Raw genomic sequence first — 23,726 nt, 5'->3', positions numbered from 1 at the left:
CGGACCCAACGAAAACGGCGAAAATTCGCCCACTTTGGGCTGGAACGCCCCTTGCTGTTCCCACCGAGGTGACTCGTCCTGGCTGGCACTTGGCCAGCGCCCTCGCGATGGCGGCCGTCGCAGGGTGCGCTGGTGAAATCTCCCAACCTGGAGGCGGTTCTGTCGACGGACCGCCCTCCTCGACCCAAGCGTGCAACGCAAACACGCCAGGGCCAAGCCCGCTCCGGCGCATCACGCGCCAGCAGTACGAGAACACGATCCAGGAGCTGTTCCAGGGTGCGGTTACGCCCAGCGCGAAGTTCCCACAGGCGCACGTCGTCGACACCTTCAGCAACGATCTGACACGCAACATCGTCGACCAAGTGGGCGCCGAAGCCATCGCCGACGCCGCTGAAGACGTCTCCACGGCTCTGGCGACCGTGATGCCCGCTTGGCTCGGCTGCGACCCGGCAGCCAAGAGCGAGGCGGCATGCCTGGACGTGTTCCTGTCCGAGCAGGCGCCGCGGATCCAGCGCCGCCCCCTCGACGCCGCCGAAGCCCAGACGCTGAAGAAGCTGTTCGACACCGTGCGTCCGCTGTCGATCGATTTCTCGTCGGCGCTCGCGGAGCTGGTGCGCGCCGAGCTCATGAGCCCGCAGTTCTTGTACCTCGACGAGCGCGCGGACCCCGCGCTGCAAGACGGCGCGCGCGTGCGCTTCGACGACTACCAGATCGCATCGAAGCTCTCGTACCTGCTGTGGGACTCGATGCCGGACGCGACCCTGTTCCAGCACGCCGCTGCAGGGCAGCTCCGCACCAAAGCGCAGGTCCGGGCCGAAGCCGAGCGCATGTTGGAGGACCCGCGCGCCCACGCCACGGTGGGTCGCTTCTACCGGGAATGGCTGCAGCTGCCGCGGCTGGACGACGCCGTGAAAGACGCCACGGAGTTTCCCCAGTTCGGCCCCGCGCTGGTGGCGTCCATGAAGGAAGAGGTCACGCGCTTCGCCGATCAGATCACCTGGGGCCCCTCGGCCACTCTCGATGCCCTGCTGCTCGAGCATCATCGCCCCGTAGACGCGTCTCTCGCCGCCATGTACGGCGTTCAGGCCCCGTCGGACTGGAGCACGGTGGAGCTGCCCGCGGATCAGCGCGCCGGCCTGCTCACCACCGCGGCCTTCCTCTCGGCCCACGCGCACCCCGGCAGGACCTCCCCAACCAAGCGCGGGCGCTTCGTGCGGGAAGGGCTCTTGTGCCAACCGATGAAACCGCCGCCCGCAAACGTGGACACCACACTGCCCGCGAAGGATCCGACCAAGACCTTGAAGGAACAGCTGGCTCTGCACCGTTCGGATCCCACTTGCGCCAGCTGTCACGATGCCATGGATCCGATTGGCTTCGGCTTCGAGCACTACGACGCCCTGGGCACCTGGCGAACCGCCGATGGTCAGCAGCCCGTGGACGCCACCGGCGAGATCCTGAAGAGCAAGAGCGCGGACGGAACCTTCGACGGTGCCCTCGAGCTCTCGGCGCACTTGGCCCAGAGCCCGCAAGTGAAGAGCTGCTTCGCAGCCCAGTGGTATCGGTTTGCCGCGGGCCGTCCACTCGAATCCGGCGACGACTGTCAGGTTCGAATCTTGGGCGACGAGTTCGTGGGCAGCGGCACGGACCTGCGGGCGCTGATCGTGGAGCTGACCCAGACCCAGTCGTTCCTCTATCGCCCGCCTGCAGACATGGAGGCTGCCCCGTGAAGATCCAGCGACGCAAATTCCTGGCCGGGCTCGGCGCCGCGTCCCTGAGCTTGCCCTTCTTGCCCTACATGCAACGCATCGCCGGTGCCGCACCGAGCACGTCGCCGATTCGTCTGATCGTGTTCTTTCACGAAGCGGGCACGTTGGTAGACGAATGGAAACCCGGCGCGGGGTTCAATCTGACCGGCGCCGTGCCCGCGAGCGAGGCCCTGCTCGGTCCCCTCGAGCCTTTCAAGGACAAGCTCGTGGTGCTGAGCGGCTTGGCCACGCCCACCGCGGAGCTCCCCACCAATCTGTCGGGGCACGGTCGAAGCAAGGTGGGACTCCTCACCGGTGAGGGCGTGGTGGGCGGCGCGATGGAAGGCTGGTCCAACGGGCCCAGCGTGGAGCAGGTGTACGCGGAGCGCCTCGGGCCGGTCACGCCGAAGCGCAGCGTCGACGTACAGATCGGTGAGACGCAAGTCACGACCGACACGATCATTTCCTTTTCCGCGGCGGACCAACCAGTCACCTCCAGAGAGGCGGATCCCAAAGCTCTGTACGACACGCTGTTCTCGGGCTTGTCGTCTCCAACGGATCCCAACGCCCAGAACAAGCTCCAGCGCGACCTGGCCGTGCTCGGCGCAGCGCAGGAGAATTTCCAGACCTTCCGCGAGCGCTTGGGCAGCTCCGATCGCCAGCGCCTGGATGCCCATTCCGGCTACCTGAAAGACATCGAAGACCGGCTGAAGACCAACGGCTCCGGGGGCGCCGGTTGCCAGAAGCCGACTCTGCCAGGCAGCGTGGACCTGGGCAATCACGACACCACCGGCAAGCTGTTTTCGGATCTCGTGACCATGGCGCTGGCGTGTGACCTCACTCGCGTCGCGACCATCGCCTTCAACACCACGAGCAACTACCAGTTCCCGTGGACCGGCGTCAGCATTCCCTACGCAGGCACTACCTATGGCAACTGGCACGACTACATCCACGACCCGGTGGAGAATCAGCCGCTCTCGGATCGGCAAGTCAAGCGCGCCATCTTGCGCTGGCACATGGAACAGCTCGCGTACCTCTTGAACGCTCTCGACTCCATCCCCGAGGGCAACGGAACGCTGCTCGACAACACCTTGGTGCTCAGCTTGAGCGACCACGGGGACGCCGCCTATCACTACACCTGGGACTTGCCGGTGATCTTGGCGGGCGGGGCCGGCGGCGCGCTGAAGACCGGACGCCACCTGGACGTGCCCGGCACCAGCAACAACGATCTGCTCGTCAGCATCCTCAACATATTGGGCTACGACGACAAGACCTTCGGGCGCAGCGAATACTGCTCCGGAGGCGTCCCCGGCCTGCTTTAGTCCGCGTGAAGGCCGAATTGTCGCAATGGGGTTTGGCGGGCTCCGAGGGTTGTGCCAGTTTTCCCCTCGAAGTGAGGCCCGCCCGCGACGACGAGACCCTGCTGACGAGTCGGCCCCAAGCCGGCCCCTTGCCCATCGTGCTCACGGTGCGGGGCGGGACCGCGGAGCCGGCGCAGCGCTTGTTGGAATCCGGTGGCGTGCTGCTGGGCGCCGGCGCCAGCGCCGACGTCATCATCGATGATCCTCGCGTCTCGCGTTCCCACGCTCGCATCGAGCTCGTGGCGGAAGGCGTTGAGGTCACGGACCTCGACAGCACCAACGGCACCTTCTACCAGGGCACCCGCATCCACCGCGTGGTGCTGCCACCGGGAAGCCGCATCCAGGTCGGCGACTCCATCATCAGCATCGACCCTGATCTGACTCAGCTGGAGACGCCTTCCGCGCGGGAGCGTCTCGCCTACCGCGGCCTGCTCGGCCGCTCGAAATCGATGCTGGACGTGTTCAGCAAGCTCTCGCGTCTCGAGGGCTCCTTGGTAAACGTGTTGGTGCACGGCGAGTCCGGCGTGGGCAAGGAGCTGATCGCGAAGGCGCTGCACCAGGGCTCGGCGCTGTGTGACGGACCCTTCGTGCTGGTGAACTGCGCGTCCCTGCGGGGTGATCTGGCCCGCAGCGAGCTGTTCGGACATCGCAAGGGCGCCTTCACGGGAGCGGTGGAAACGCGCGTCGGCGCTCTCGAGCTGGCAGATGGCGGCACGCTGTTCCTGGACGAGATCGGTGAGCTGCCGCTGGACGTGCAGCCGCTCTTGCTGCGCGCCCTGGAGACCGGCGACGTGCAGCGCGTTGGCGAGCAGCAGGTGCGACAAGTCCGGGTCCGGGTGATCGCGGCAACCCATCGCGATCTGCGGAGCATGACGCAGTCCGGTGAGTTCCGCGAGGATCTCTACTTCCGCCTGGCCGTGGTCACGTTGAACGTGCCGCCGTTGCGGGAGCGCCCGGAGGACATCCCGCTGTTGGCGAATCACTTTGCGCGCCACACCGGACTCCCGGAGCTGCCAGAAGACATCCTCGCCGAGCTCGGCCGGCGCGAGTGGCGGGGCAACGGCCGCGAGCTGCGCAACGCCGTGCACGCCTATCGCGCCCTGGGCACCCTCGACCCACAGGTCAAGCAGAGCAGCGACGAGCTGGAGAGCTTCTTCCGTCGCATCTCCGATCCTTCACGATCGTTTCAAGAGCAGAAGCAACTCATAACGGACACTTTCGGTCGCGTCTTCTTCGAGCGCCTGTTGGAGGAGTGTGGCGGCAATCGCTCCGAAGCGGCGCGCCGCATGGGGATGGATCGCAGCTACTTCGGGAAGCTCCTCGGCCGCTACGGTGTGGGCGACGAGTGACGGGGCTCGCGCCGGACCAACAAAAACCCTAAACCTTCGTCTTCCTCTTGTCGGGGCGGCGCGGAAACGCCCCTCCACTTTTTTTCGTCGCTGCCAAATCCTGGGGCCGCCCGCCGGACATTGCCCGAGTGATTGCTTGGCAGGAGAAGAAACATGCGACTTCAAACCATGGCTTGGATGGCGCTGTCCCTCGGCGTCTTGGTGGGCTGCTCCAGTGACGACCACGAGCTCGGCGGCAGCGGCGGGCAGGCGGGATCCGGTGGCGCGACGGGCGGCAGCGGCGGCGCGACGGGAGGCTCCGGCGGACAGGCCGGCGCAGCGGGCGGCAGCGGCGGAGTGGCGGGAAGTGCCGGCGCGGAGTCGGCGTGCACGACTGCAGGCGGCGTGGTGGCCACGTCTCTCTGCTGTCAGGCGACGGGGGACTTTCCGAACACGTGCCTCGTGGGCGCGTGCGGCTGTGCGCCGAGCTCGAGCCACGACGTGAAGGTGTGCAACTGCCCCACGGACTCCTGTTGGGACGGAAGTGACTGCGTTCCGAATGGACTGGGCGGTGCTGGCGGCGGCGGTGGCGCGGCCGGTGCAGCCGGCAGTGGCGGAGCGGGCGGTGCGCCCTCGAGCTGCGTGAGCTCCGGTGGCACCGTGGAGCAGAACCTGTGCTGCAATGCCACCAGCGACTTCCCGGACACCTGCAGCATTGGCGCGTGCTCGTGCTCTCCGCAGAACAGCCACAATGTATCGGTGTGCAAGTGCCCGGCGGGCAAGTGCTTCGACGGAACTCAGTGCATCTAGAGCGGTGAGCGCATACTGTCGAACCCACGCATGCGGGTGAATGCTTGACCGGCGCTCGCCGGCTCATCGGACTTTTCTGCGTCGTGGCAGCTTTTGTCACGCACGAGTCGGTGGCGTACGCGAACAGCTTCACACTCTCGTATCACGCCCGGGGCCTGTGCCCGGGCGAGGGCGAGCTCCTGCGGCAAGTGCAGGCCCGCACGGGGCTCGCTCGGCGTGTGAAGGAGCACGGAGCACTGGACGTCAGCGTGGAAGTGAAGGGCGAAAACGGATCGGCGCACGGCACCATGGCTTGGAGCGAAGCCGGCGCGACCACCGAGCGCGAGGTGGAGGGCGCAGACTGCGACGAAGTGGTGAGCGCGCTGGCGCTGATGCTGGCGTTGGCCCTCGACCCCGATGCAGCCACCGGTCCGTTGCCGCCGCCCCCGGCTCCCACACCAGCACCAACGCTGCCGCCTCCGGCGATGGCGCCGGTGCCCCGCGTCGTGAAGTCGGAACCCGCATTTCACTTCGGAGGCGGCGTCACCTTTGGCATGACGAGCGGCGTGGCGCCGGAGCTCCGGCCCTATCTGGGGCTCGGCCTGGAAGTGACGCGCGATCATGCACGGCTCGGGCTATCGGGCTTGGTGTCGAAGGGCACGGCGGACACGGCGACTGGGAGCGCTGATCTGTCGTGGTGGGCGCTGCGGCTCGCGGCGTGCCCGGCACAGCTCGCCAGCGGCGGGTGGTTCGTGGAGCCCTGTGCCACCTTCGACGCGGGCAAGCTCTCGGGCAGCGGCTACGACACTCGAAACCGCCGCTCTGCTTCCGCAACCTGGTACGGCCCCGGTGCCCAGCTGCGGGCGGGCGTCGTCGGCTTCGGCGTGCTCGCGGTCACGGTCGAAGGCGGCGCGGTGGCGCCCCTCGCGAGAGATCGCTTCTACTTCGCGCCGGACGAAACCGCGCACCAGATCCCGAGCCTGGCCGGCTACGTGGGTGCTGCGCTCGGAGCGCGGCTGTGAACGAGGCCGTGGCGCTCCGCACGGAGGCTGCTCCCACCACGCGGCGGCTGGAGCGGCTGTTCGCCGCGCACTACGCCTGGGTGTGGCGCACGCTGCGCCGCCTCGGTGTACCGGAAGCAAGCGTGGACGACGCGGCGCAACAGGTGTTCCTGGTGGTGAGCAAGAACCTGGAGCGCGTGGAGAAGCAGAGCGAGCGCGCATATCTGATGAGCGTGGCCCTGCGGGTCGCCTCCAACGCACGGCGCAGCGCCAGTCGCCGCCGCGACGAAGCCGACGAAACCGTCGCCGAGCAGGGCGCGGCAGAGCCGGATCCCGAGCAGCTCTTGGACATGAAGCAGCGCCGAGAGCTCTTGGATGCCTGGCTGGACGCCCTGCCCCTGGAGCTCCGCGCGCCCTTCGTGCTGTTCGAGCTCGAAGGGCTCGAGCTCGCCGAGATCGCTCGCGCGCTCGACGTGCCCCTGGGCACGGTGAAGACACGGCTGCGCCGCGCGCGGAGCTTGTTCTTGGATGCCAGCCGCACCGGAGGTGAGCCGTGAGCGACGAATTCCGACGCCTCGTCGACAGCGACCTCGATCCTCGGGTGCAGAAGGTGCTCGCTTCCGGCCTGGGAGATGGTCCGTCCCCGGAAGCGGTGAAGACCGCGGCCGCGGCCCTCGGCATCTCCGCCGGCGCGGCCACCGTCGCCCAGGTGGCGGCGAGCAAACCGACGCTCACGCTGTTGGTGCTCAAGTGGCTCGGCATCGGCGTCGTCGCCGGGATGGTGACGTCCACGGCGGCACTGACGTTGTCCGCCAAAGAAGAAGCTCCGCCGCGCGTCGTCCAGGTAGCGCCGCCGGCAGCCACGGCCGTACATGTCGCCTCGCCGCAGGTGGAACAAGCGGCGCCCGTGCCCAGCGCCGAGCCGCCACCGGCGCCGCGGGCCGCTTTCGCCGCCGCCGAGCCCAGCGCAGAGCCCGCCCCCGGGCCGTCCGTGGCGAGCTTCGCAGCGCCTTCCGACAAGAGCTCCCTCTCGCGGGAGATCGCGCTCTTGGACGAAGCCCGCCGCTCGCTCCGCACGGGCAACCCGGGCGCCACCCTCGCCGCGCTGGACCGCTACGACGCAGCGTCCACGTCCCACGCCCTGGGCGCGGAAGCGTTACTGCTCCGCGTGCGCGCGTTGGCCCAGGCCGGCCGCCACGGCGAAGCGCGCGCGCTGGCGCAACGCTACATCGATCGCCATCCCGGCGATGGCTACTCCGTCAAGCTCGCTCGCATCGTGGGCTTGGAAAAGTGACGGGCGCGCAGAATTTCGGCGGCCGAAGCGTTCCCCCCTGCGCGGCACTACGGACGACATTCGCCAGTGACGCTTGTCTACTAAGTTCGACATAGGGTCGCGATCTCCTTCGGGAGCTCACGCCGGCGCTGGCGAAGACATCGCGCCACTTTCTTCTGCCCGCCGCTCGCGCGTTCCATTCGCTGGTGCGCTGGCGAAGATCACAGTTCTGAACGGCGCCCGACGAATGCGACTGGAGAGCCGAATTTCTTCCCCTCGAAGATCCTCGAACGCGGTCGTGCGTCTAAGCGCCGTTACAACTTGGCGGTGCGATGATGTCGATCAAGCGGATGGTGGTCGGGGTTTGTCTTTTGCTCGGGGCCTGCTCGCCCCCGGCGGCAACGACGAAACCCGTGGTTTCGGCTCACGAAAAGAGCGCTCCCGTCGACCCGACGGGGCCCCGGGCCAGCACCGTGGTGTTCGAGGACGACCCCAACGCCATCGCCGTCGAATCGTCGATCCGAAAGGTGACGGTGTACTCCGATCGCGCCCTCGTCGCCCGGCAGGGAAAGGCGGCGCTCACCACGGCCCCCACCGTGTACGCCTTCCGGCACCTGCCAGGTTGGGTGGACGACGGCTCCGTGCGCGCCGCCACCACCGCAGGTCGCATCTTGGACGTGCAGGTCACCCGCAGCCACCTCTCTCGCGCCACGGAGAAGTCCTACCGCAAGGCCGAGAACGACGCGCGTGCCCTCGAAGAGCGCTTGGCCGCCCTCGATGACGAGCTCGCCGTGCTGGACGCACAGGCCAAGCAGATCGAGGACATCAAGGCGTTCTCCCTCGACAAGCTCGACAAGGACGTGACCGCAGGGGAGCGTCCACGGGGTGGGAGCGTGGGCGTCCGCACCTACGCCGACGTCGTGGAGTTCATCGGCAAGAAGCTGCGCGACATCGCGAAGGGGCGGCGCGCGGTCAAGGCCGAGCGGGAAGCGCTGGCACCGCAGGTGGAAGCCAGCAAGCGTCGCCTGGAAGATCTGCGTGGGCTGCGCCAGCTCGAAGAGACGAACGTATTCGTCACCGTGCAGAGCAAGGCTCCGGCGGAGACCCAGCTACAGCTCAACTACATGTTGCCCGGCGCCACTTGGGAAGCCGCGCACGAGCTCCGCGCCGCGGGGGATGGCACCTCGGCAGAGCTCACCTCGTACGCCGTCGTCACCCAGGCCACGGGTGAGAACTGGGACGACGCCGAGCTCGCTTTCTCGACGCAGTCTTCCACCGAAGCCATGCGTATCCCGCAGCTGGAGGCGCTGACCTTGGGCGACACGCGCGCTGCCACGCGCAGCATCGAGCGGCGCTCCGCGTCCTTCCAGCGCGCCGAGGCTGCGTTCAAGGAGCAGAACCGCCTGTGGAACAAGCGCGTGCAGAGCGCTGCCCTGGGGAGCAGCTTCGAAGAAACGTACAAGACCAACTTCGAGTACCTGCAGGTGATCCAGAGCAAGACGGTGCAGCTGTTCCAGAGTCTCTCGCAGCGCGGAACCACGAAGCAGTTCAAGGGCATGAGCACCACCAAGGTGCGGGCGGACGGCCGCTCCGTTCGCGTGCCGCTGGGCCGCACCACCTTGAAGGCGAAGAAGGCCATCGTGGCGGCTCCCGAGCAGTCCCTCAACGCCGCGCGCACCTTGGAGATGCTGAACGACAGTGGGCAATCGCTGTTGCCGGGCAACGTGGCCCTGTATCAAGGCGGCGCGTTCTTGGGCATGACCAACCTGGACTTCGTTGCGGAGGGCGAAGAGTTCTCCGTGTTCTTGAACGTGGCGGATCAGATCAAGCTCTCCCGCGTGCTCGACAAGAAGCGGAGCGCGCTGGTGCGCAAGCAGCGCACGCAGATGCAGCTCGCCTTCGTGATCACCGTGGAGAACCTGTCCCAGAAGGCCGTGTCCCTCGACCTCGCGGATCGCATCCCGGTGTCCGAAGATCGCGACATCGTGGTGAGCGGCGTCAAGATCAGCCCCAACGTGAAGCCCAACTCCAAGGGCATCTTGCGCTGGCCGTTGAGCTTGAAGCCGAAGGAGAAGCGCAGCTTCACGATCCAGTATCAGCTCGAATACCCCCCAACGCTGGTCCTCGAAATGAACCGCAAGTCCGCCGCACCCCCGGCCGCCGCGCCACGCCCCAGCTTTGACCAACCCTACGACATCAAGCGCGACATTCAGCGCATGGAACAGGCCTTCTGAGATTGAATGTCGGGGCGGCGCGATACCCGTCGCGTCGCCCTGCGAGACGCGGTCGATTGCGCGGCTTCGCGGGCCCGGTGATAATCTCGGTATGAAGCCTCACTCTGCTCCGCTGATCGTGGCGTTGGCGATTGCCCTGGTTCCGTTCACCACAGGTTGCGGTTCCGACGACGGCTCGAACGCGAGCGGCGGCGGTGGCAGCGGCGGCACGAGCGGGAGCGGCGGCGGCAGCACCGGGGGCAGCGGTGGTACGGGCGCTGGCGGCACCGGCGGCGGCGCGAGCGGCGGAGCCGCGGGTGCGACCAATCCCGATGATGGGCCGCCCGCGGGCTGGCCGGACGGCAACGCGGCCGTGCCCGCCGCCGGTCAAGCCGAGGACGTGTCGTCCCCCACGACGGTGATCGGCGACGGTACGCCGGCGAGCTGCACGGGCGACGCGTTCGTGAGCGCGGTGGCGAAGGGCGGCATCATCACCTTCGACTGCGGGCCCGATCCCGTCACCATCACCCTGACCAAGACCGCCAAGGTGTTCAACGACAAGGGCACCAAGCTCGTGATCGACGGCGGCGGCAAGGTCACGCTGAGCGGCGGCGGCAACGTTCGCATCCTGTACATGGCCACCTGCGACAAGGCGCAGGTGTATCCGCCCGGCCCGGGCGACTGCAACACGAACCCCGGCGTGCAGCTCGTGGTGCAAAACCTCACGTTCGTGGACGGCAGCGCCGTCGGCATTTCCGACGGCTCCAACAACTCCGGCGGCGGCGGCGCGATTCACGCCCAGGGTGGAAGCCTGAAGGTCGTCAATTGTCGCTTCTTCAACAACGTGTGCGATCCGCTCGGCTCCGACGTGGGCGGCGGCGCCATCCGCAAGCTCGACTACCTGGTCGCCCCCGGCGCCGGCCCCGCGCGCCCCGTGTGGGTCGTGAACAGCACCTTCGGCGGCAAGGACGGGCTCGGAAACTCCTGCGCCAACGGCGGCGCGCTCAGCAGCATCGGCGTCTCCTGGAACATCTACAATTCGCTGTTCTCGTACAACACCGCAGTGGGCCACGGAGCAAACTCCGGGGACGGCGGCAACGGTGGCGCCGTCTACAACGACGGCAACGAGATCGTGCTCAACGTCACGAGCTCGCTCATGGAGCACAACCAGGCCAACGAGGGCGGCAGCGCGGTCTTCTTCGTCAGCAACAACAAGACGGGCTCCCTCACGCTCACGGACTCCATCTTCCGCCTGAACCCGAAGGGCACCTTCGAGACCCCCGGCTTCCCCGGCTTCTACATCATCGCCAAGGCCGACCCGACCGTCGTGAACACGACGATCGAGTAGTCCCGCGGGCGGGCCGCGAGGTTCCCCTCCTTCGAGGGTTCCGAAGCGGCTCGCGGCGGACCGACAAGCAGACGCTACAGGATTTGCTAGAGCGCTCGCAGGGCGTGAGCAGCGGGCGCTACTCCACGCGGCGGATGTCCACGCGGGCGCGCACCGTCGTCTTGATCGTCTTTTCTACGATCGAGATTTTCTGGGTGCTGGGCATGGTCCAATCCCCGTGGATGCGGTTGGGATCCAACTCGTCCAGCTTGCCGCTGATGACCATCGGAAAGGCCCCGCTTGGCGGCAACGCTCCCCAGACCTGATTGACGGAAAGCTGTTCGGTCTTGTTGGTCGTGTTGGTGATGTAGTTCGGACTGATCAGTTGCACGTCCGTTTGAATGGTACGCCAGAGGGCCTCGTGGGGACCGCAGGCCAGCGGAGAGATGAGGATCTCGTAGGTTCCGATCTTCGCTTGGATCTCCGGCGGCAGTTGGTCCTTGATGGGCGCGTAGGCCGCTTCGGGATACGAGGTAACGACGATGCTGGACGATTGCCCGAGCTCCTCGGACGTTCCCCAGGTCCCAGTGAGCGTGTCCCTCTTCTGGCTGAGAGGTCCTGGCTCGATTGCCGTCGGGCAGCCTTCCCCGCAGTTGGAGTTACCCGAGGACTCGTCGTAGAAGACGTCGCAGTTCGCGGCGGATTGCCCGACGCCTTGCAAGGTGGAAAGGTCACCGGTCGCCGGCTGGGTTCCGCCCAAACTGATGCGTGCCTCGTACTTGAGCCTCCCCGTCCAGGCGTACCAAACGCCGTCGATCGGGATCGCACCCGAGTCGAGGCGTTCCTGGCCTTGGCCCTCTTCCGTGATCTCGATGGTGCCGACCCACCCCTTGGGCTCGATCTCGATCAGCGTTTGCGTGGCGAAGCGTTTCGGGGACGCGACCTCCAACGCCCAGTTGCCCGCGATGTCGACCAGGGAGGCCCCGACGCCCAGCAATCCCGAAACGCCCGCCGTCGCTACCCCATAGGCCCCGGCACCGGCACCCCAAAACGTGTCGAGCCCCGGAGCGCTGCCCCTTCGCAGCTGACCCGCAAACACCGCGTGCCGCGTGCGCTCCTTGCCTTGGGAAAGCTCCGCGAGCTGCGGCAAGATCTCGTACTCCACCGTGTTCTTCGCTTCCGTGGAGCTGGCCGAGCTGAGCGGATTCTCCAGGCGCGACAAGATCTTGAAGTCTTGTCCTTCCTTGAACAGCGCCTCGGTACCAGCACCTTTGGTGATCTCCCACGACACGCGCCAGTTGGACGCGTCCTTGGCAACGTCGGCGATGTCCGTCTTGGTTGGCATGCCCAGGTAGTCGAGGCAGGTGTTCAGCTCGTCGAGCACGGACTGCCCCTGCTGACCAATCCAGTTCTGGAAGTCCTCGTAAGACTGAGCATCCACCCCCGCCGTCGCGGTGACGGAGCCGTACTTCTTCGCTGCCGAGGGCCGCGGCTTCTTGGTGGGGTTCTCCGTGTCGATGGTGACGAAGAGCGTGCCGTAGCGAACCATCTGGGCCATCTTCCAGACCTTGGTGGCGAGCTTGACGACGTTGAGGGCAGCGCCGATCGCAGCGGCGCCGGCATCTCCTGCTACGCCGGATAGAAATTCCCCCACGAGGAGATCGGATCCCGCGCCCGTACCGGTCTTGATGGTGCCCTCCCACTGGCCCCAGGTCGAGGTCATCACCGAGCAGGGGCCGGTTCCCCCGGCGAGCGGTTTGGGATCCGAAGTGGACACGCGATCGATGGCGGCAGACAGAAGCTCCAAGTCCAACAGGGAAAAGCGCACCAGATCCGGGTCTTGGGTGGTGAGCGAAAGGTTGGCGCGCGGCGACTGCAGCTGGTTTTCGGCGGCGATGAACAGGATGCCGAACGCTGCGGGATCGCTCGGGTTTGTCAGAGCGGCCTTGGTCCACGCAGCAAGCGCCTCGAGCACGACCTGGCCGGAGGTCTTGCCCTCGGGCACCGGCATGCCGAAGTCCGCGAACATCTGTCCGAGCTGAGTCGCGGTGAGGGTGGCAACCTCTTTGCGCTTCCACGCCTCCATGGCCATGTCCCCGAGAAACACGGCCTGCACCTGCGCCGTGGCGGCCGGCGCCTCGCCGGGCGTGAGGACCGTCGCGTCGTTCATCGTCGACACGCCGCCCTTCGCCAGCGCCGCTTGCGTCGCTGCGATCGCCTCCGTGAAGGATGAAGCGCCAGCGATGGCGTTGACCGCGTCGGTGACGTCCTGTGGCAGATCGAGCACGGGCGCATCGGCACCGGGATCTTCGTAGGGCAGCTCGTCCGCGTTGCCGCCGGTGGCGCCGCTCGCGGCCGAGCCCCCGGTGCCCGCGGTAGCAGAGCTGCCACCGGATCCCGAGCCCCCCGAGCCTCCACTCGAGCAAGCAGCCATCAACGAGAGAGCGCAAAGCAAGACCGTGATCCATCGACGGCGAGTCATCCGCGGAGTCTAGCTGGGCTCGACGGCGACGAGCCGCCAACCCATGGCGGTTGCGCGCCAACCGACAACGCGTGGTTCCTTGCCGCCGAGGGCGCGGGCCGCGAGGTTCCGCGGCGGACCGACAAGCAAACGCTACGTGCGCTGGGCGAGCTTGCGCGCGACGATCGCGCTGTGCAGTGGGCGTGCGAGCATGGGCCCCCAGCGAACCCTCAGGTCGTCCAAGCCAAGCTTGCGCGACGCGCCGTTGGCGCCCGCCGTCGAAACCCCAATCATGGCAGTCAGCGTAGTTCGCAACGCGAAACGCAATCCTGAGCATTGTCTCAATTGAAGCTCAGCACCGCCTGAAGAGCTCCCTGATCATTTGATTGTTGGTGCGGCGCGAAGCCCGTCGCGCCTCGAAATGACGTCGCGCAGTCATCGCAGAAGCGCTCTGTCAGAAACGGCGCGGTCGTCGCGAAGGCCCGTTCGAAAGAGGTCCGTGCACTTCGTACGCGACCTCTTCCACCAAGTCTGGGGCGCCTGTTCCCAGCAAGGAGAGTGGATCATGAGTAACGAGTATTCGCGGAGATTCCGACCTATTCCGATCGTCAGCGTGGCGCTGGCGGCTGCCGTGGGCTTTGGCGCGGACGCCGCTCACGCCGGCTCGCTTCGGTGCGGCTACTCCCAAGGGAGCTGGAACGCGCCACGGGGTGCGGTCGTGGTGATGCACACCGACGGGATCGTCTCGCAGGTCTTCCAAGCTGGAGGCGCCTACTTGACGCACATCATGCTTTCTCACGGGACGGGTTGGATGTCGCACGCGCACCGGGGCAACCCCATGCGCAACAGCGACTTCGACGCCATCTTCGGTCGTCCCCTGGCAACGTCCCCCGGAACGCTGTCGAGCGGGAACCCCATCTCCACCCTGAAAGCCGGTCAACCGGGCGCTTCCACGGCCACCATGGGCGGCACCTACACGTCCATGTACGGCGACGGCAGCGGTGGGCAGCCCTCGCTCGTGATGTACCGCGTGGGCGACAGCCGCGCAGCGAGCGTGGAGAACTTCGTCTGGAACATGCCGCTGAAGACCATCATCGACAAGAACGGCTCTCCAACGTCCGGCGTCTACCAACTCTTGGACCGGCACTGGGTTCCGCCGTTCTGGATCTACCCCGGCTACTGGTCCGAGCAGACGATGCCGTACTCGTTTTATCAGTTCAAGGAGATCGGCACGAACCATCTGGGCGTCATGTCCCCCGACGGCGTCGCTTGCTCCACGTTCATCTCCTGGGCGATTCACCGCGCGAACAACGTCAGCATGACGCCGCGCGTGTACAACGAAGCCACCGTACGCCACGCGCTCCAGGTCGCCCACGATGCCACGCGGGATGAATGCCACGCGGGCTTTGGTGACTGGTTCCAACACACGCTGGCCAACCTCGGCAACGCTTGCGACAAGGCCGGCAATCAGATCGCGGACTGCATGGCGGGCACCAATGGTGGCAAGTGCGACAACTACGGCGACGAGTACACGAACCCCAACAACTGGGGTGGTGGGCGCGACGCCAACGTGATCAGCCCCGATCGCGTCGTGAACTACGACGCGACCCTCGACACGGCGAGCCCCTGGGCACGCAGCGGCCTGACCGGCTGGGGCGTCGTCCAGTGGTCCGGCGAGCCGAGGTACGGCTGCTGGGTGAGTGACGACCACTTCCAACCGTGAAGGTCCGGCCATGTCCAAAAGAACCAAGCTCGCAGCTCTCGGTACCGCTGGCGTCGGCCTTCTGGCCGCGATCGTCCTGTGGCTGTTCTGGCCCCGGGCGGTCGAGCCGGCTCACCAGCCGTCGCCCACCCAGGCGGCGGCTCGAGCACCGAGAACCGAAGTGAAGCGGACCACCGCCCCCGTCACGGCCCCCACGAAACCGAAACCGGTACCACCCGTCATCGACAGCATCACCGTCGAGAAGAGCCGCGTGTGCGAGGGTGAGGACAATCTGGTGAGCGTCCAAGCCCACGTACCAGGTCGAGAAGGCGTGCAGCCTCGCGTGGTCGTGGGGACGAACGCGGGGACGCGGGTGCCGCTTCGAGCTTGGCTCGATGGCAATGGCCAGGCCCCCGAGGTCCAAGTCAGTGCGTATGGTGCGGATGGGAGCGTCGTTCGGAAGCCGGTACCGGCGTACACCGTGATGGCGTGCCCTCCGCACCTGCGCTTGGCGGTCGGAGCTCGAGGCATCCCGAACTCGCTCTACACCTACGAGCTCGCGACCCGCATCGTCGTTCCAAAGAAGAAGGACGGCACGGCGAGCAACGCGCCGCGAGTGGTCGGCTACTCGTGGGACTTTGGCGACGGCGCGAAGCACCCTGGCGCCGCCGAGCTGACGCACGATTTCGAAGACGCTGCCGCGAGCTCCGAGTTCAACTACGCGTTGGTCACCGTGGAAGCGGAGTTGGAGGACGGCTCCAAGCTGACGGGCCGCACGAGCGTCGAGCTGGTGAACCCTGCGCGGCACTTCGCGGAGCAAGGCCTGACCTTGCTCGTCGCCAAGCTGACGCCGCGGTTCCCCGAGGTTTCGGAAGACGGCTCGGTACGTCAGACGGTCCGGCTTCGCCACTACGACGACGAGACCGTGACCGTCACCGCCGTTCGGCGTGTCACCGCATACGGCAGCAATGGCTCGCCCGGCGAGCGCACGGAAGACATCGGTTCTTCGCCCGCCGAGCCCGTGGACGCGAGCAGCATCCTGGGAACCACCAGCATTCCACCGGGACGCGGCATCGAGTTCCCCGTCGTGCTCGACGCCGAGCTCGTTCCCGACACGGCCTTCTTGACCTACGAGGTGGAGGGCGAAACGTCGTCGGGGCGGCCCGCACGGGGAACGTTCTCCATCATGCGGCCACCACCGGCTCCCACCGCGCAAAACTCCATCCCGGTGGATTCGCCCGTGCTGCAGGCGAAGATACAGCGCGCCATGGAGCTCTTGGGTCAGAGCAGCGTGTCGTTCTCCGACCTTCAGCGCCTCGATCGGGAGGGCGCCTTCAAGGAGCTCTCCGTCCCCTCCGACGACGAGCCCGTCGTCGCGGCCGCCGGTCCGCCCCAACGCGACTGAAGCGGCGCCTCACGCCTCACGGCGCGAAAACGTCATCGTGCGGTCGTCCACGCGGCCGAGCTGCATGGTGAGGAAGTCGAGGATGTAGTTCTGGCGGAGGTACCACGGGGCTTTGCTGCCCTGCTTCGGCAGCGCGCTGTTGGCGCGGGCCACGTAGCCCGACGTCAGGTCGAGCAGGGGGCGGAGCTCCGTGTCCGTCTCGCTCTCGCCGCTGGCGCGCGGCGTGGCAATGTCGTAGCCGCGGCGGTCCATCGTGTTCAGCAAGCGGCACACCCACTGGGAAGAGAGGTCCGCTCGCAGCGTCCAGGACGCATTGGTGTAGCCGACGCACCACGCCAAGTTCGGTACGTCGCGCAGCATCAAGCCCTTGTAAACGAGCGTCTGGGCGGGATTTATGGTCTTGTCGTCCACCTCGAAGTGGATGCCGCCGCAGGGCACGAGCTCGAGCCCCGTGGCGGTGACGATGATGTCCGCTTCCAGCTCTTCGCCGGAAGAGAGACGGATGCCCTGCTCCGTGAACGTTTCTATGGTGTCCGTGACGATGGACGCCTTGCCAGAGGAGAGCGCGAGGAACAGATCCGCGTCCGGCACCAGGCACAGCCGTTGGTCCCAGGGCTTGTACTTGGGAGCGAAGTGCTTCTCCACCGGGTAGCCCTTGGGCAGGTTCTGGGCGACGCCGTACTTCAACAGGCGCGCTGCTTGCTTCGGGAAGCGGCGACAGAACTGGTAGAAGCCGACGGCGAGCACCACGTTCTTGGTGCGCACCACGCGGTGGGCCGCGCGCTCCGAGAGCAGGCGGCGCATGGCCGTGGCGAAGCGATCCACCGCAGGCAAGGACGCGATGTAGCTCGGGGAGCGCTGCAGCATGGTCACGTGCGCCGCGCGCTCGGCGAGGGCGGGCACCAGTGTGACGGCCGTGGCACCGCTGCCGATGACGACGACGCGCTTGCCCCCATAGTCGAGATCTTCCGGCCACCACTGCGGATGAATGAGGGTGCCCTGGTAGCGGTCCTTGCCGGGGAACGGCGGGGAGTGCGCGGAGTCGTACTTGTAGTAGCCGCTGCACAGGTACAAGAACCGGCAGCTGTAGCGCTCGACCTTCTTTTCTTCACCGACCTCCACGGTGAGCGTCCAGCGTGCGTCCTTCGTGGACCAGGTTGCGCTCACCACGCGATGGCGAAAGCGAATGTGGCGCTCCACGTCGAAGGTCTTCGCCGTCTCGCGGATGTACTCGAGGATGGCCGAACCTTCGGCAATGGACTTCGATTGCTTCCAGGGGTGGAAGGGGTAGCCCAGCGTGAACATGTCCGAGTCCGAGCGGATGCCGGGATAGCGAAAAAGATCCCAGGTGCCGCCGATGGCATCCCGCGCTTCCAGGATGGTGAAGGACTTGTTCGGGCACTCGTGGGTGAGCCGGTACGCCGCTCCAACTCCGGAGAGCCCGGCCCCCACGACGATCACATCGAGATCGGTCGTCATTTCGCGGGCGCCAATCTACCGCAGCCATGGGCTCGGAGCTTGCGCTATCCTGGCGGTCATGTCGGAGGAGGATCGCCGGCGCATCCTCGAGCGCCGTGAGCGCTTCTTGACCGCGACGTTGGTGGGCGCCACGGCACTCACCGCGTGCGATCCGAGCGGCCCCGTGTGTCACTCGATGCGACGCAACATGCCGCGTCTGATGGTGAAGGCGACGGGCTGTGACGTTCCCGGGCCGTGCTTGAGCATCGCGCGGGTGGTGTACGACGCCGGGCCTGGCGATGCCGGTGCCAGCAGTGACGCGGGCAAGGACGCAGACACGGACGCGGAGGGCGGCGAGCCGTGAGGTTCCGCGGCGGACCGACAGGAATGATCGGCTGACTGCGCGCTCGAATCCGCGCTTTCCGGCCAATGGCATTCACTACGCAGGTCTTGCGGACCTTCAGTGCCAGGTCGCAACTGGCTGCTGTGCGAGACGAGTGATACCAAAAGTGGGGGATCATCGAATGGCAAACCTCGACGCAATCGGCGTGCTCGAGCTCGGTTACCAGAACCATCCCGACGAGCAGGCGTGGCTTCAGGCCGTGGCGCAGGAGGTGGTTCCGAACCTGGGAGGGGATTGGCTGTGCGGCGTCGGCTTCATCGCACACGGCACCCAAGTCCCCGAGCCCCCCATTGCGGTGGTCACGCCCGAGGGTTCTCGGCTCGATGACGACACGGTGGTGCAAATGGTGATGGCCACGCACGGAGCAATGCCCGCTGACCAGCGACAACAGGTCGCGCGCATCGTCGCGGCACCGGGCGTGGCAAGCGTCGTCGAGCTCTTGGGTACGTTGCCCGATGGCCTTTCGAAGGATTGGCCCGTGGTGGTGCGGGATTGCCACGGCGTGTTCATCCCGTTGGGTGACGGACGAACGGTATGGCTGTCCAATGTCTGCGGTAGTAGCAGCGGTATCGATCGTGGAGCGAAGCGCCTTTGGCAGCGGTTGGCCATCCACTTGGGCGCAGGGTGCCGCCTCGTGGGTCGGCCCGACTCGGCCGAGGCACCCGACGTGGAGGCAGTGCTCGCCGCCGGCGGTGGAGTGGTCCACGCGACGGGCGCGTGTGAGGGACGAGACGAGCGCGAGCTCCTCCGCACCGCCGCTCGAACTCTCGACCGAGTGAGGACTCGACAAGGGCGCCAGGATCCCAGCGCCGCGCTCGAGCTCTGGCTGGGTCTGTGGGCGGGCCGCTGGTCCTTGGTGGACCACTTCGATGCCGACGGAAAGCACTTCCTGTTGGCGCGGCGAAACGATCCCGATGCGCCACGCCCGAAGGCGCTGTCCGGCCGTCAGCGGCAGGTGGCGTTCTACGCATCTTTGGGTTGGTCCAACAGCGAGATTGGCTACGCCCTGGGCATCAGTGAGAACACCGTGAGCTCGCATCTACACCAAGCTCTGGGCAAGCTTCGACTGAACAGCCGCAGCGAGCTGGTGCAACTGACCGCGCATTTGGAAGCTGCTTCGATGGACTGACTTGCCAAGAGGCGCTGCGCGATTCATCCTGTGCTCATCGTGATCGCACGCACGCGCCAGCTCTTTAGTCACCCCCGGGCCGCCTTCGGGCTCCGTGGGGTCGCGCGCGCGTAGCGCTCCACACGAGAGCTCGAAACGGCTCGGGGGAATTCGGGATCCCGAACCGTTCGTCCGCCTTCGTCTGGAGTCGATCATGTCACATCTCCTGAGTCTCGATGCCTACCGGCACGCCGTCCGCGTGCGCGATCTCACCGATCCTGCGCAGGACGCCCACGCGATGCAGCTCTTGGTGAGCGACGTCGTGTCCGCTCTCTCAGCCGCTTGGGGCGCGTCGCCACTGCTCCGCAGGGACAACCCCGTGGTGCCGGTGGAGGACAACTACGACCGCTTGCGCTACCCCGCCGACGGCGTCGCGCGCGACGCGCGCTACACCCGCTACGTGAGTGAACGGCTGGTGCTGCGCACGCAAACCTCGGCCATGATCCCACCGCTGCTCGCGTCTCTGGATCAAACCCAGCTCGGCGACGTGCTGCTCGCCTGTCCGGGCATCGTGTATCGCCGGGACCAGATCGATCGGCTGCATTCCGGGGAGCCGCACCAGCTGGATCTGTGGCGGGTGCGCCGCGGCGCTACGCTGCAGCAAGAAGATCTACGCGAGATGATCGCCCACGTGGTGCGCGCAGTGCTGCCGGGTTGGGCGCACCAGGTTCGTCCCGCGGTGCATCCGTACACCACGCACGGCCTTCAGATCGACGTGCTGGCGGAGGGCGTACCCATCGAGATCGGTGAGTGCGGCCTTTGTCACCCGGAGCTCTTGTCGGCCGCCGGCCACTCCAAGGACGTGAGCGGCCTCGCCATGGGCATCGGCTTGGATCGAGTGCTCATGTTGCGAAAGGGCGTGCCGGACATCCGCCTGCTGCGCTCGAACGACCCTCGCGTCGCGTCCCAGATGCAGGATCTTTCGCCCTATCGCGCGGTGTCCCGGCTGCCGCCCGTGCGTCGTGATTTGTCGCTGATGGTCGCCGCCGACGCGACCGCGGAGGAGCTCGGTGATCGCGTGCGGCAAGCGCTGGGTCCCGACGCCGAGTCCGTGGAAGAGATCGCGATCCGCTCCGATACGCCGTACGACGCCCTGCCTCCGGCGGCGCGATCGCGCATGGGCGCCGCCCCGGGGCAGAAGAACGTGCTGCTCTCGGTGGTGCTACGCCATCCGACGCGCACGCTCACTCACGCGCAAGCGAACTTATTGCGCGATCGCGTCTACGCCGCGCTGCACGAGGGCGCGCGCCACGAGTGGGCGAGCTAACGATCGTTGCAAACGACACAGCCACCGGAGTGAAGGTAGACGTCGTGCTTGGAGCACGCTTCGAACGACGCGGGTCGAGCATCATTCCAGCTCGACTCGGCGTCGCGCGACGCATGGGACAAGTCGAAGGCGAGGATCAGTTCCCGGAAGTGGTCCAGGCGATCGAAAACCCAATCTTCGCGCGGCACATAGTCCATTCGCTCCCACCCGGTCTTCGCCTTGGCGGCTCTTACCGCGGCCAGTAGGAAGTCACGATCAGCACTGCTGTGCCACGGAAGATCGGCGATGTCGAAGCCGACCATGCCGATGCCGAACACCCCTTGGTCGTGACCCGCGAGCCAAACTGCGAGCTCGCGCTGCCGGTCGCTCTTTGCGAGCGACGACGCGGCCAGCGACAACACCGCGATGAACACGGACGTGAGCCCATTGCTCATCTGCACCGCCTCGAGCTCCGGACGCTGACGATAGGTGATGCGATTGGCCACTAAAGGTGCTCGCCGAACCACGCGAGCATGCGTTGCCAGTGCTGCTCCGACGCCTTGGCGTCGAACACGGGCAAATCCGGCACCGCGAAGCCGTGCGCCGCTCCCGCATACACCTCGATCTGGTGCGGGACGTCGGCACGAGTGAGCGCCGCTTCCAGGCGCTCGCTCACGGCGGCGTCGTGGCGACCGTCGGTCTCCGCGACGCCGAGGTACACCGCCGCGTGCATCTTCTCGCCGATCACGTCCGGGCTCTCGGCTTCCGTGACGAAGCCGCCGCCATGGAAGGACATCACCGCTCCGATCCGATCCGGGAAATGGCACCCCGCCGCCAGCGCGAACCCGCCGCCCATGCAGTAGCCCACGGTGCCCACGGGTCCGGGTTTCACTTCCGGCCGCAGGGCGAGATCTTCCAGCATGCGCTCGGTGTCGCCCATCACGCCGTCCATCTGCAGCGCCTTCACCATGCCCATCACGCGCTCGAACTCGCCCTCCACCTTGGCGAACACCTTCTTGCCCTCGAACGGCGCGTACTCGCCCGCACGGTAGTACAGCTCCGGCAGCAGCACGACGTAGCCGCTCTCCGCCAAGCGATCCGCCATCTGCGTCAGCGTTTGCCGCAGGCCGAGTGCATCCATGTAGAACAGCACCGCCGGGTGCGGTCCGTCCGTCTTGGGGGTCGCGAAGTACGCGGGGGCCGGGCCGTCCGCGAGCTGAATCGTCATCCGTTCGCCCATACAGTTGTTCTAGGGTTTGTTGGTCCCCCGCGGAAGCCCGCGGCATGTCCGTCGCGTTTTCCCCTGCCAAGTGCAGCCGTACCGCGAGGTTCCGCGCCGTTCCGACAACCTGTACGTTGTGGTGATGACGGAAGACACGGCTGTAACGGTAGAGGGCGGCGAGGTGCCGGTCGTCCTGGCAAAGCCCGCGAAGGCAGGCCCGGCGGTGGTCGTCGTGCCGTCCATCTTCGGCATCGGCAGCGACCTGCGCGCGGAGCTCGAAGGCTTCGCGGAGCACGGCGCCTTCGCCGCCAGCTTCGACCCATTCTGGCGCGTGGACCCCGGCGTGGTCCCATACTCCGACATGGCGCGGGGAATGGAGCGCGTGCAGAAGATGGATCGCGCTCGCGCATACCAAGATTTCCTGAGCGTCATCGACTGGCTGCGCGCAGAGCCCGAAGTGAATGGTCACGTCATCGGCGTGGGCATCTGCTTCGGAGGTCCGTTCTGCTTCTTGGCCGCCGCGGATGGCAAGCTGAACGCGGTGGCCACGTGGCACGGAAGTCGTCTGGACGGCTTCCTCGATCGCGCGCAGGACATGAAGTGTCCGATGCGAATTCACTTCGGCGATCAGGATCCGGTGGCGCCGCCGGAGGTGCGCGAGAAAGTGGCCGGCGCCTTCGCAGGGCGGAGCGACGTTCTCATCACGCTCCACCCCGGCGCCACCCACGGCTTTTCACAGCGCGACAGCCCGGCGCATCAACCCGAAGCGCACCAGGCAGCGGTACGCTCGGTGCTCGAGCTGATCGACGCGGCGCGCTGATCAGGCGCCTTGCTGCGGCCCGGCCATCAGCGTGAGCGCGTTCACGTAGCGCTCGAACGCGTTTTCCCAGCGCGCGGGGTCGAACGCGACGGGAGCGCCGAGCAGCCAACGCCCGAGGCGATCGAGGCTCGACTCCCAGCCGGCGGCGTCCCGGGCGGCCGTGGCCGAGTCGTAGAAGGAATGCGTGAACACCAGCCGGCAGCCTTCGCCTTCTGGGCCGAGCTCCCAGCGCAAGAGCGCGTCGACCCAAGTGTACTCGAACACTTCCTTCGACCGCAGGGCCGTGACGTGGCCATGGGTCGTGTCGCCGCCGTCGCGATCCAGGAAGCGGAGCACGGCGCCGGTCCGGCGCGCACCCTCCACGTTCGCGGGGAACCAGTGCGACAGCTCGCTCGGATCCGTGAGCGCACGCCAGACCTTCTCGCAGCCATGCGGCAGCACACGCTCGAAGCGCAGCACCCAACGTCCATCCGCCCTGCTCAGCATTGCTTCCATCAGTCGCTCGTCCTCGTGAGGTGATCCGCGAGAGCGTCCAGTCGGTCGCTCCAGAGCTTGCGGTACGGCGTGAGCCAATCGTCCACTTCGCGAAGGGGAGTCGTGTCCAACTGGTACAAGCGCCGCTTCGCATCCACGCGCACCTTCGCCAGCCCCGCGTCGCGCAGCACCTTGAGCTGCTTCGACACCGTGGGCTGCTTCATGCCCAGCCGCTCCACGAGCTCGGTCACGGAGCGTTCGCCGTGGCGCAGCTCGTCCATCATGCGACGACGGGTGGGATCGGCGAGGAGCTCGAAGGCGTTCATGTTT

General features: G+C 66.9%; 22 protein-coding genes. 15 read left to right on the top strand and 7 right to left on the bottom strand.

Annotated elements, in window-relative coordinates; all coding sequences use genetic code 11:
* Positions 1 to 68: 68 nt before the first annotated feature.
* The 9 genes from H6717_36015 to H6717_35975 all read left to right on the top strand — a co-directional run bounded on the left by H6717_36015 (position 69) and on the right by H6717_35975 (position 11,058).
* Positions 69 to 1,727 (top strand): DUF1592 domain-containing protein, encoded by a 1,659-nt coding sequence (locus H6717_36015; GenBank protein MCB9582499.1) that lies wholly within the window; start codon positions 69 to 71, stop codon positions 1,725 to 1,727.
* Positions 1,724 to 3,067 carry a DUF1552 domain-containing protein gene (locus H6717_36010; protein MCB9582498.1) on the top strand — a complete coding sequence of 448 codons (1,344 nt, stop codon included), beginning with the start codon at positions 1,724 to 1,726 and terminating at the stop codon, positions 3,065 to 3,067. Before H6717_36015 ends, H6717_36010 begins: the two co-directional genes overlap by 4 nt.
* A 71-nt stretch (positions 3,068 to 3,138) precedes the next feature.
* Positions 3,139 to 4,455 carry a sigma 54-interacting transcriptional regulator gene (locus H6717_36005; protein ID MCB9582497.1) on the top strand — a complete coding sequence of 439 codons (1,317 nt, stop codon included), beginning with the start codon at positions 3,139 to 3,141 and terminating at the stop codon, positions 4,453 to 4,455.
* Positions 4,456 to 4,608: 153 nt separating this feature from the next.
* Entirely contained in the window at positions 4,609 to 5,244 is a 636-nt protein-coding gene (locus H6717_36000) for a hypothetical protein (GenBank protein MCB9582496.1), read from the top strand.
* Between the two features lie 83 nt (positions 5,245 to 5,327).
* A complete protein-coding gene (locus tag H6717_35995) occupies positions 5,328 to 6,245 on the top strand; it encodes a hypothetical protein (GenBank protein ID MCB9582495.1) in 918 nt (305 codons plus the stop codon).
* A complete protein-coding gene (locus tag H6717_35990) occupies positions 6,242 to 6,781 on the top strand; it encodes a sigma-70 family RNA polymerase sigma factor (GenBank protein MCB9582494.1) in 540 nt (179 codons plus the stop codon). Before H6717_35995 ends, H6717_35990 begins: the two co-directional genes overlap by 4 nt.
* Entirely contained in the window at positions 6,778 to 7,518 is a 741-nt protein-coding gene (locus H6717_35985; GenBank protein ID MCB9582493.1) for a tetratricopeptide repeat protein, read from the top strand. Before H6717_35990 ends, H6717_35985 begins: the two co-directional genes overlap by 4 nt.
* A gap of 392 nt (positions 7,519 to 7,910) precedes the next feature.
* Positions 7,911 to 9,731, top strand: a complete 1,821-nt coding sequence (locus tag H6717_35980) for a mucoidy inhibitor MuiA family protein (protein ID MCB9582492.1) — start codon at positions 7,911 to 7,913, stop codon at positions 9,729 to 9,731.
* 91 nt (positions 9,732 to 9,822) lie between these two features.
* Positions 9,823 to 11,058, top strand: coding sequence for a hypothetical protein (locus H6717_35975; GenBank protein ID MCB9582491.1), 1,236 nt, complete (start codon positions 9,823 to 9,825; stop codon positions 11,056 to 11,058).
* Positions 11,059 to 11,176: 118 nt separating this feature from the next.
* Here the strand turns inward: H6717_35975 and H6717_35970 are convergent, their stop codons facing one another.
* Positions 11,177 to 13,519, bottom strand: coding sequence for a hypothetical protein (locus H6717_35970; GenBank protein MCB9582490.1), 2,343 nt, complete (start codon positions 13,517 to 13,519; stop codon positions 11,177 to 11,179).
* A 132-nt stretch (positions 13,520 to 13,651) separates the two neighbouring features.
* Positions 13,652 to 13,792, bottom strand: a complete 141-nt coding sequence (locus tag H6717_35965) for a hypothetical protein (GenBank protein MCB9582489.1) — start codon at positions 13,790 to 13,792, stop codon at positions 13,652 to 13,654.
* Between the two features lie 271 nt (positions 13,793 to 14,063).
* Between H6717_35965 and H6717_35960 the strand changes: the two genes are divergently transcribed.
* Both H6717_35960 and H6717_35955 read left to right on the top strand, forming a co-directional pair.
* Positions 14,064 to 15,221, top strand: coding sequence for a hypothetical protein (locus H6717_35960; GenBank protein MCB9582488.1), 1,158 nt, complete (start codon positions 14,064 to 14,066; stop codon positions 15,219 to 15,221).
* 10 nt (positions 15,222 to 15,231) lie between these two features.
* Positions 15,232 to 16,605 carry a hypothetical protein gene (locus H6717_35955; protein ID MCB9582487.1) on the top strand — a complete coding sequence of 458 codons (1,374 nt, stop codon included), beginning with the start codon at positions 15,232 to 15,234 and terminating at the stop codon, positions 16,603 to 16,605.
* Between the two features lie 9 nt (positions 16,606 to 16,614).
* Here H6717_35955 and H6717_35950 read toward each other — a convergent pair whose 3' ends face one another.
* Positions 16,615 to 18,084, bottom strand: coding sequence for an NAD(P)/FAD-dependent oxidoreductase (locus tag H6717_35950; protein ID MCB9582486.1), 1,470 nt, complete (start codon positions 18,082 to 18,084; stop codon positions 16,615 to 16,617).
* Positions 18,085 to 18,142: 58 nt separating this feature from the next.
* Between H6717_35950 and H6717_35945 the strand changes: the two genes are divergently transcribed.
* From H6717_35945 to H6717_35935, 3 genes are all read left to right on the top strand, one after another.
* On the top strand, positions 18,143 to 18,427 hold the full coding sequence (locus H6717_35945; GenBank protein ID MCB9582485.1) for a hypothetical protein: 285 nt from the start codon (positions 18,143 to 18,145) through the stop codon (positions 18,425 to 18,427).
* A 160-nt stretch (positions 18,428 to 18,587) separates the two neighbouring features.
* The gene (locus H6717_35940; GenBank protein MCB9582484.1) at positions 18,588 to 19,595 is read left to right on the top strand and encodes a hypothetical protein; all 1,008 of its coding nucleotides are present in this window, start codon (positions 18,588 to 18,590) and stop codon (positions 19,593 to 19,595) included.
* 193 nt (positions 19,596 to 19,788) lie between these two features.
* Positions 19,789 to 20,901 (top strand): hypothetical protein, encoded by a 1,113-nt coding sequence (locus H6717_35935; protein ID MCB9582483.1) that lies wholly within the window; start codon positions 19,789 to 19,791, stop codon positions 20,899 to 20,901.
* On the opposite strand, the gene H6717_35930 is transcribed toward H6717_35935, so the two are convergent.
* Both H6717_35930 and H6717_35925 read right to left on the bottom strand, forming a co-directional pair.
* A complete protein-coding gene (locus H6717_35930) occupies positions 20,898 to 21,314 on the bottom strand; it encodes a hypothetical protein (protein MCB9582482.1) in 417 nt (138 codons plus the stop codon). The genes H6717_35935 and H6717_35930 overlap by 4 nt on opposite strands.
* A 71-nt stretch (positions 21,315 to 21,385) precedes the next feature.
* Entirely contained in the window at positions 21,386 to 22,108 is a 723-nt protein-coding gene (locus H6717_35925; protein ID MCB9582481.1) for a dienelactone hydrolase family protein, read from the bottom strand.
* Positions 22,109 to 22,244: 136 nt separating this feature from the next.
* On the opposite strand from H6717_35925, the gene H6717_35920 reads away from it, so the two are divergent.
* Complete coding sequence (locus tag H6717_35920; GenBank protein MCB9582480.1) at positions 22,245 to 22,922, top strand: dienelactone hydrolase family protein; 678 nt, start codon at positions 22,245 to 22,247, stop codon at positions 22,920 to 22,922.
* On the opposite strand, the gene H6717_35915 is transcribed toward H6717_35920, so the two are convergent.
* Together H6717_35915 and H6717_35910 are read right to left on the bottom strand one after the other, a co-directional pair.
* Positions 22,923 to 23,408 carry an SRPBCC family protein gene (locus H6717_35915; GenBank protein ID MCB9582479.1) on the bottom strand — a complete coding sequence of 162 codons (486 nt, stop codon included), beginning with the start codon at positions 23,406 to 23,408 and terminating at the stop codon, positions 22,923 to 22,925.
* Positions 23,409 to 23,416: 8 nt separating this feature from the next.
* On the bottom strand, positions 23,417 to 23,722 hold the full coding sequence (locus H6717_35910; protein MCB9582478.1) for a winged helix-turn-helix transcriptional regulator: 306 nt from the start codon (positions 23,720 to 23,722) through the stop codon (positions 23,417 to 23,419).
* Positions 23,723 to 23,726 lie beyond the last annotated feature (4 nt).

It is taken from the genome of Polyangiaceae bacterium (assembly GCA_020633235.1).
Classification (GTDB): domain Bacteria; phylum Myxococcota_A; class Polyangia; order Polyangiales; family Polyangiaceae; genus JACKEA01.
Note: the sequence above shows the minus strand (reverse complement) of the source record. Positions and strands in the feature narration are given on the sequence as shown.

Coding starts and splice junctions, on each gene's coding strand:
- H6717_36000 (MCB9582496.1), top strand. CDS start 4,609: ATGCGACTTCAAACCATGGCTTGGATGGCGCTGTCCCTCGGCGTCTTG.
- H6717_35975 (MCB9582491.1), top strand. CDS start 9,823: ATGAAGCCTCACTCTGCTCCGCTGATCGTGGCGTTGGCGATTGCCCTG.
- H6717_35970 (MCB9582490.1), bottom strand. CDS start 13,519: ATGACTCGCCGTCGATGGATCACGGTCTTGCTTTGCGCTCTCTCGTTG.
- H6717_35965 (MCB9582489.1), bottom strand. CDS start 13,792: ATGATTGGGGTTTCGACGGCGGGCGCCAACGGCGCGTCGCGCAAGCTT.
- H6717_35960 (MCB9582488.1), top strand. CDS start 14,064: ATGAGTAACGAGTATTCGCGGAGATTCCGACCTATTCCGATCGTCAGC.
- H6717_35955 (MCB9582487.1), top strand. CDS start 15,232: ATGTCCAAAAGAACCAAGCTCGCAGCTCTCGGTACCGCTGGCGTCGGC.
- H6717_35950 (MCB9582486.1), bottom strand. CDS start 18,084: ATGACGACCGATCTCGATGTGATCGTCGTGGGGGCCGGGCTCTCCGGA.
- H6717_35945 (MCB9582485.1), top strand. CDS start 18,143: ATGTCGGAGGAGGATCGCCGGCGCATCCTCGAGCGCCGTGAGCGCTTC.
- H6717_35940 (MCB9582484.1), top strand. CDS start 18,588: ATGGCAAACCTCGACGCAATCGGCGTGCTCGAGCTCGGTTACCAGAAC.
- H6717_35935 (MCB9582483.1), top strand. CDS start 19,789: ATGTCACATCTCCTGAGTCTCGATGCCTACCGGCACGCCGTCCGCGTG.
- H6717_35925 (MCB9582481.1), bottom strand. CDS start 22,108: ATGACGATTCAGCTCGCGGACGGCCCGGCCCCCGCGTACTTCGCGACC.
- H6717_35920 (MCB9582480.1), top strand. CDS start 22,245: ATGACGGAAGACACGGCTGTAACGGTAGAGGGCGGCGAGGTGCCGGTC.
- H6717_35915 (MCB9582479.1), bottom strand. CDS start 23,408: ATGCTGAGCAGGGCGGATGGACGTTGGGTGCTGCGCTTCGAGCGTGTG.
- H6717_35910 (MCB9582478.1), bottom strand. CDS start 23,722: ATGAACGCCTTCGAGCTCCTCGCCGATCCCACCCGTCGTCGCATGATG.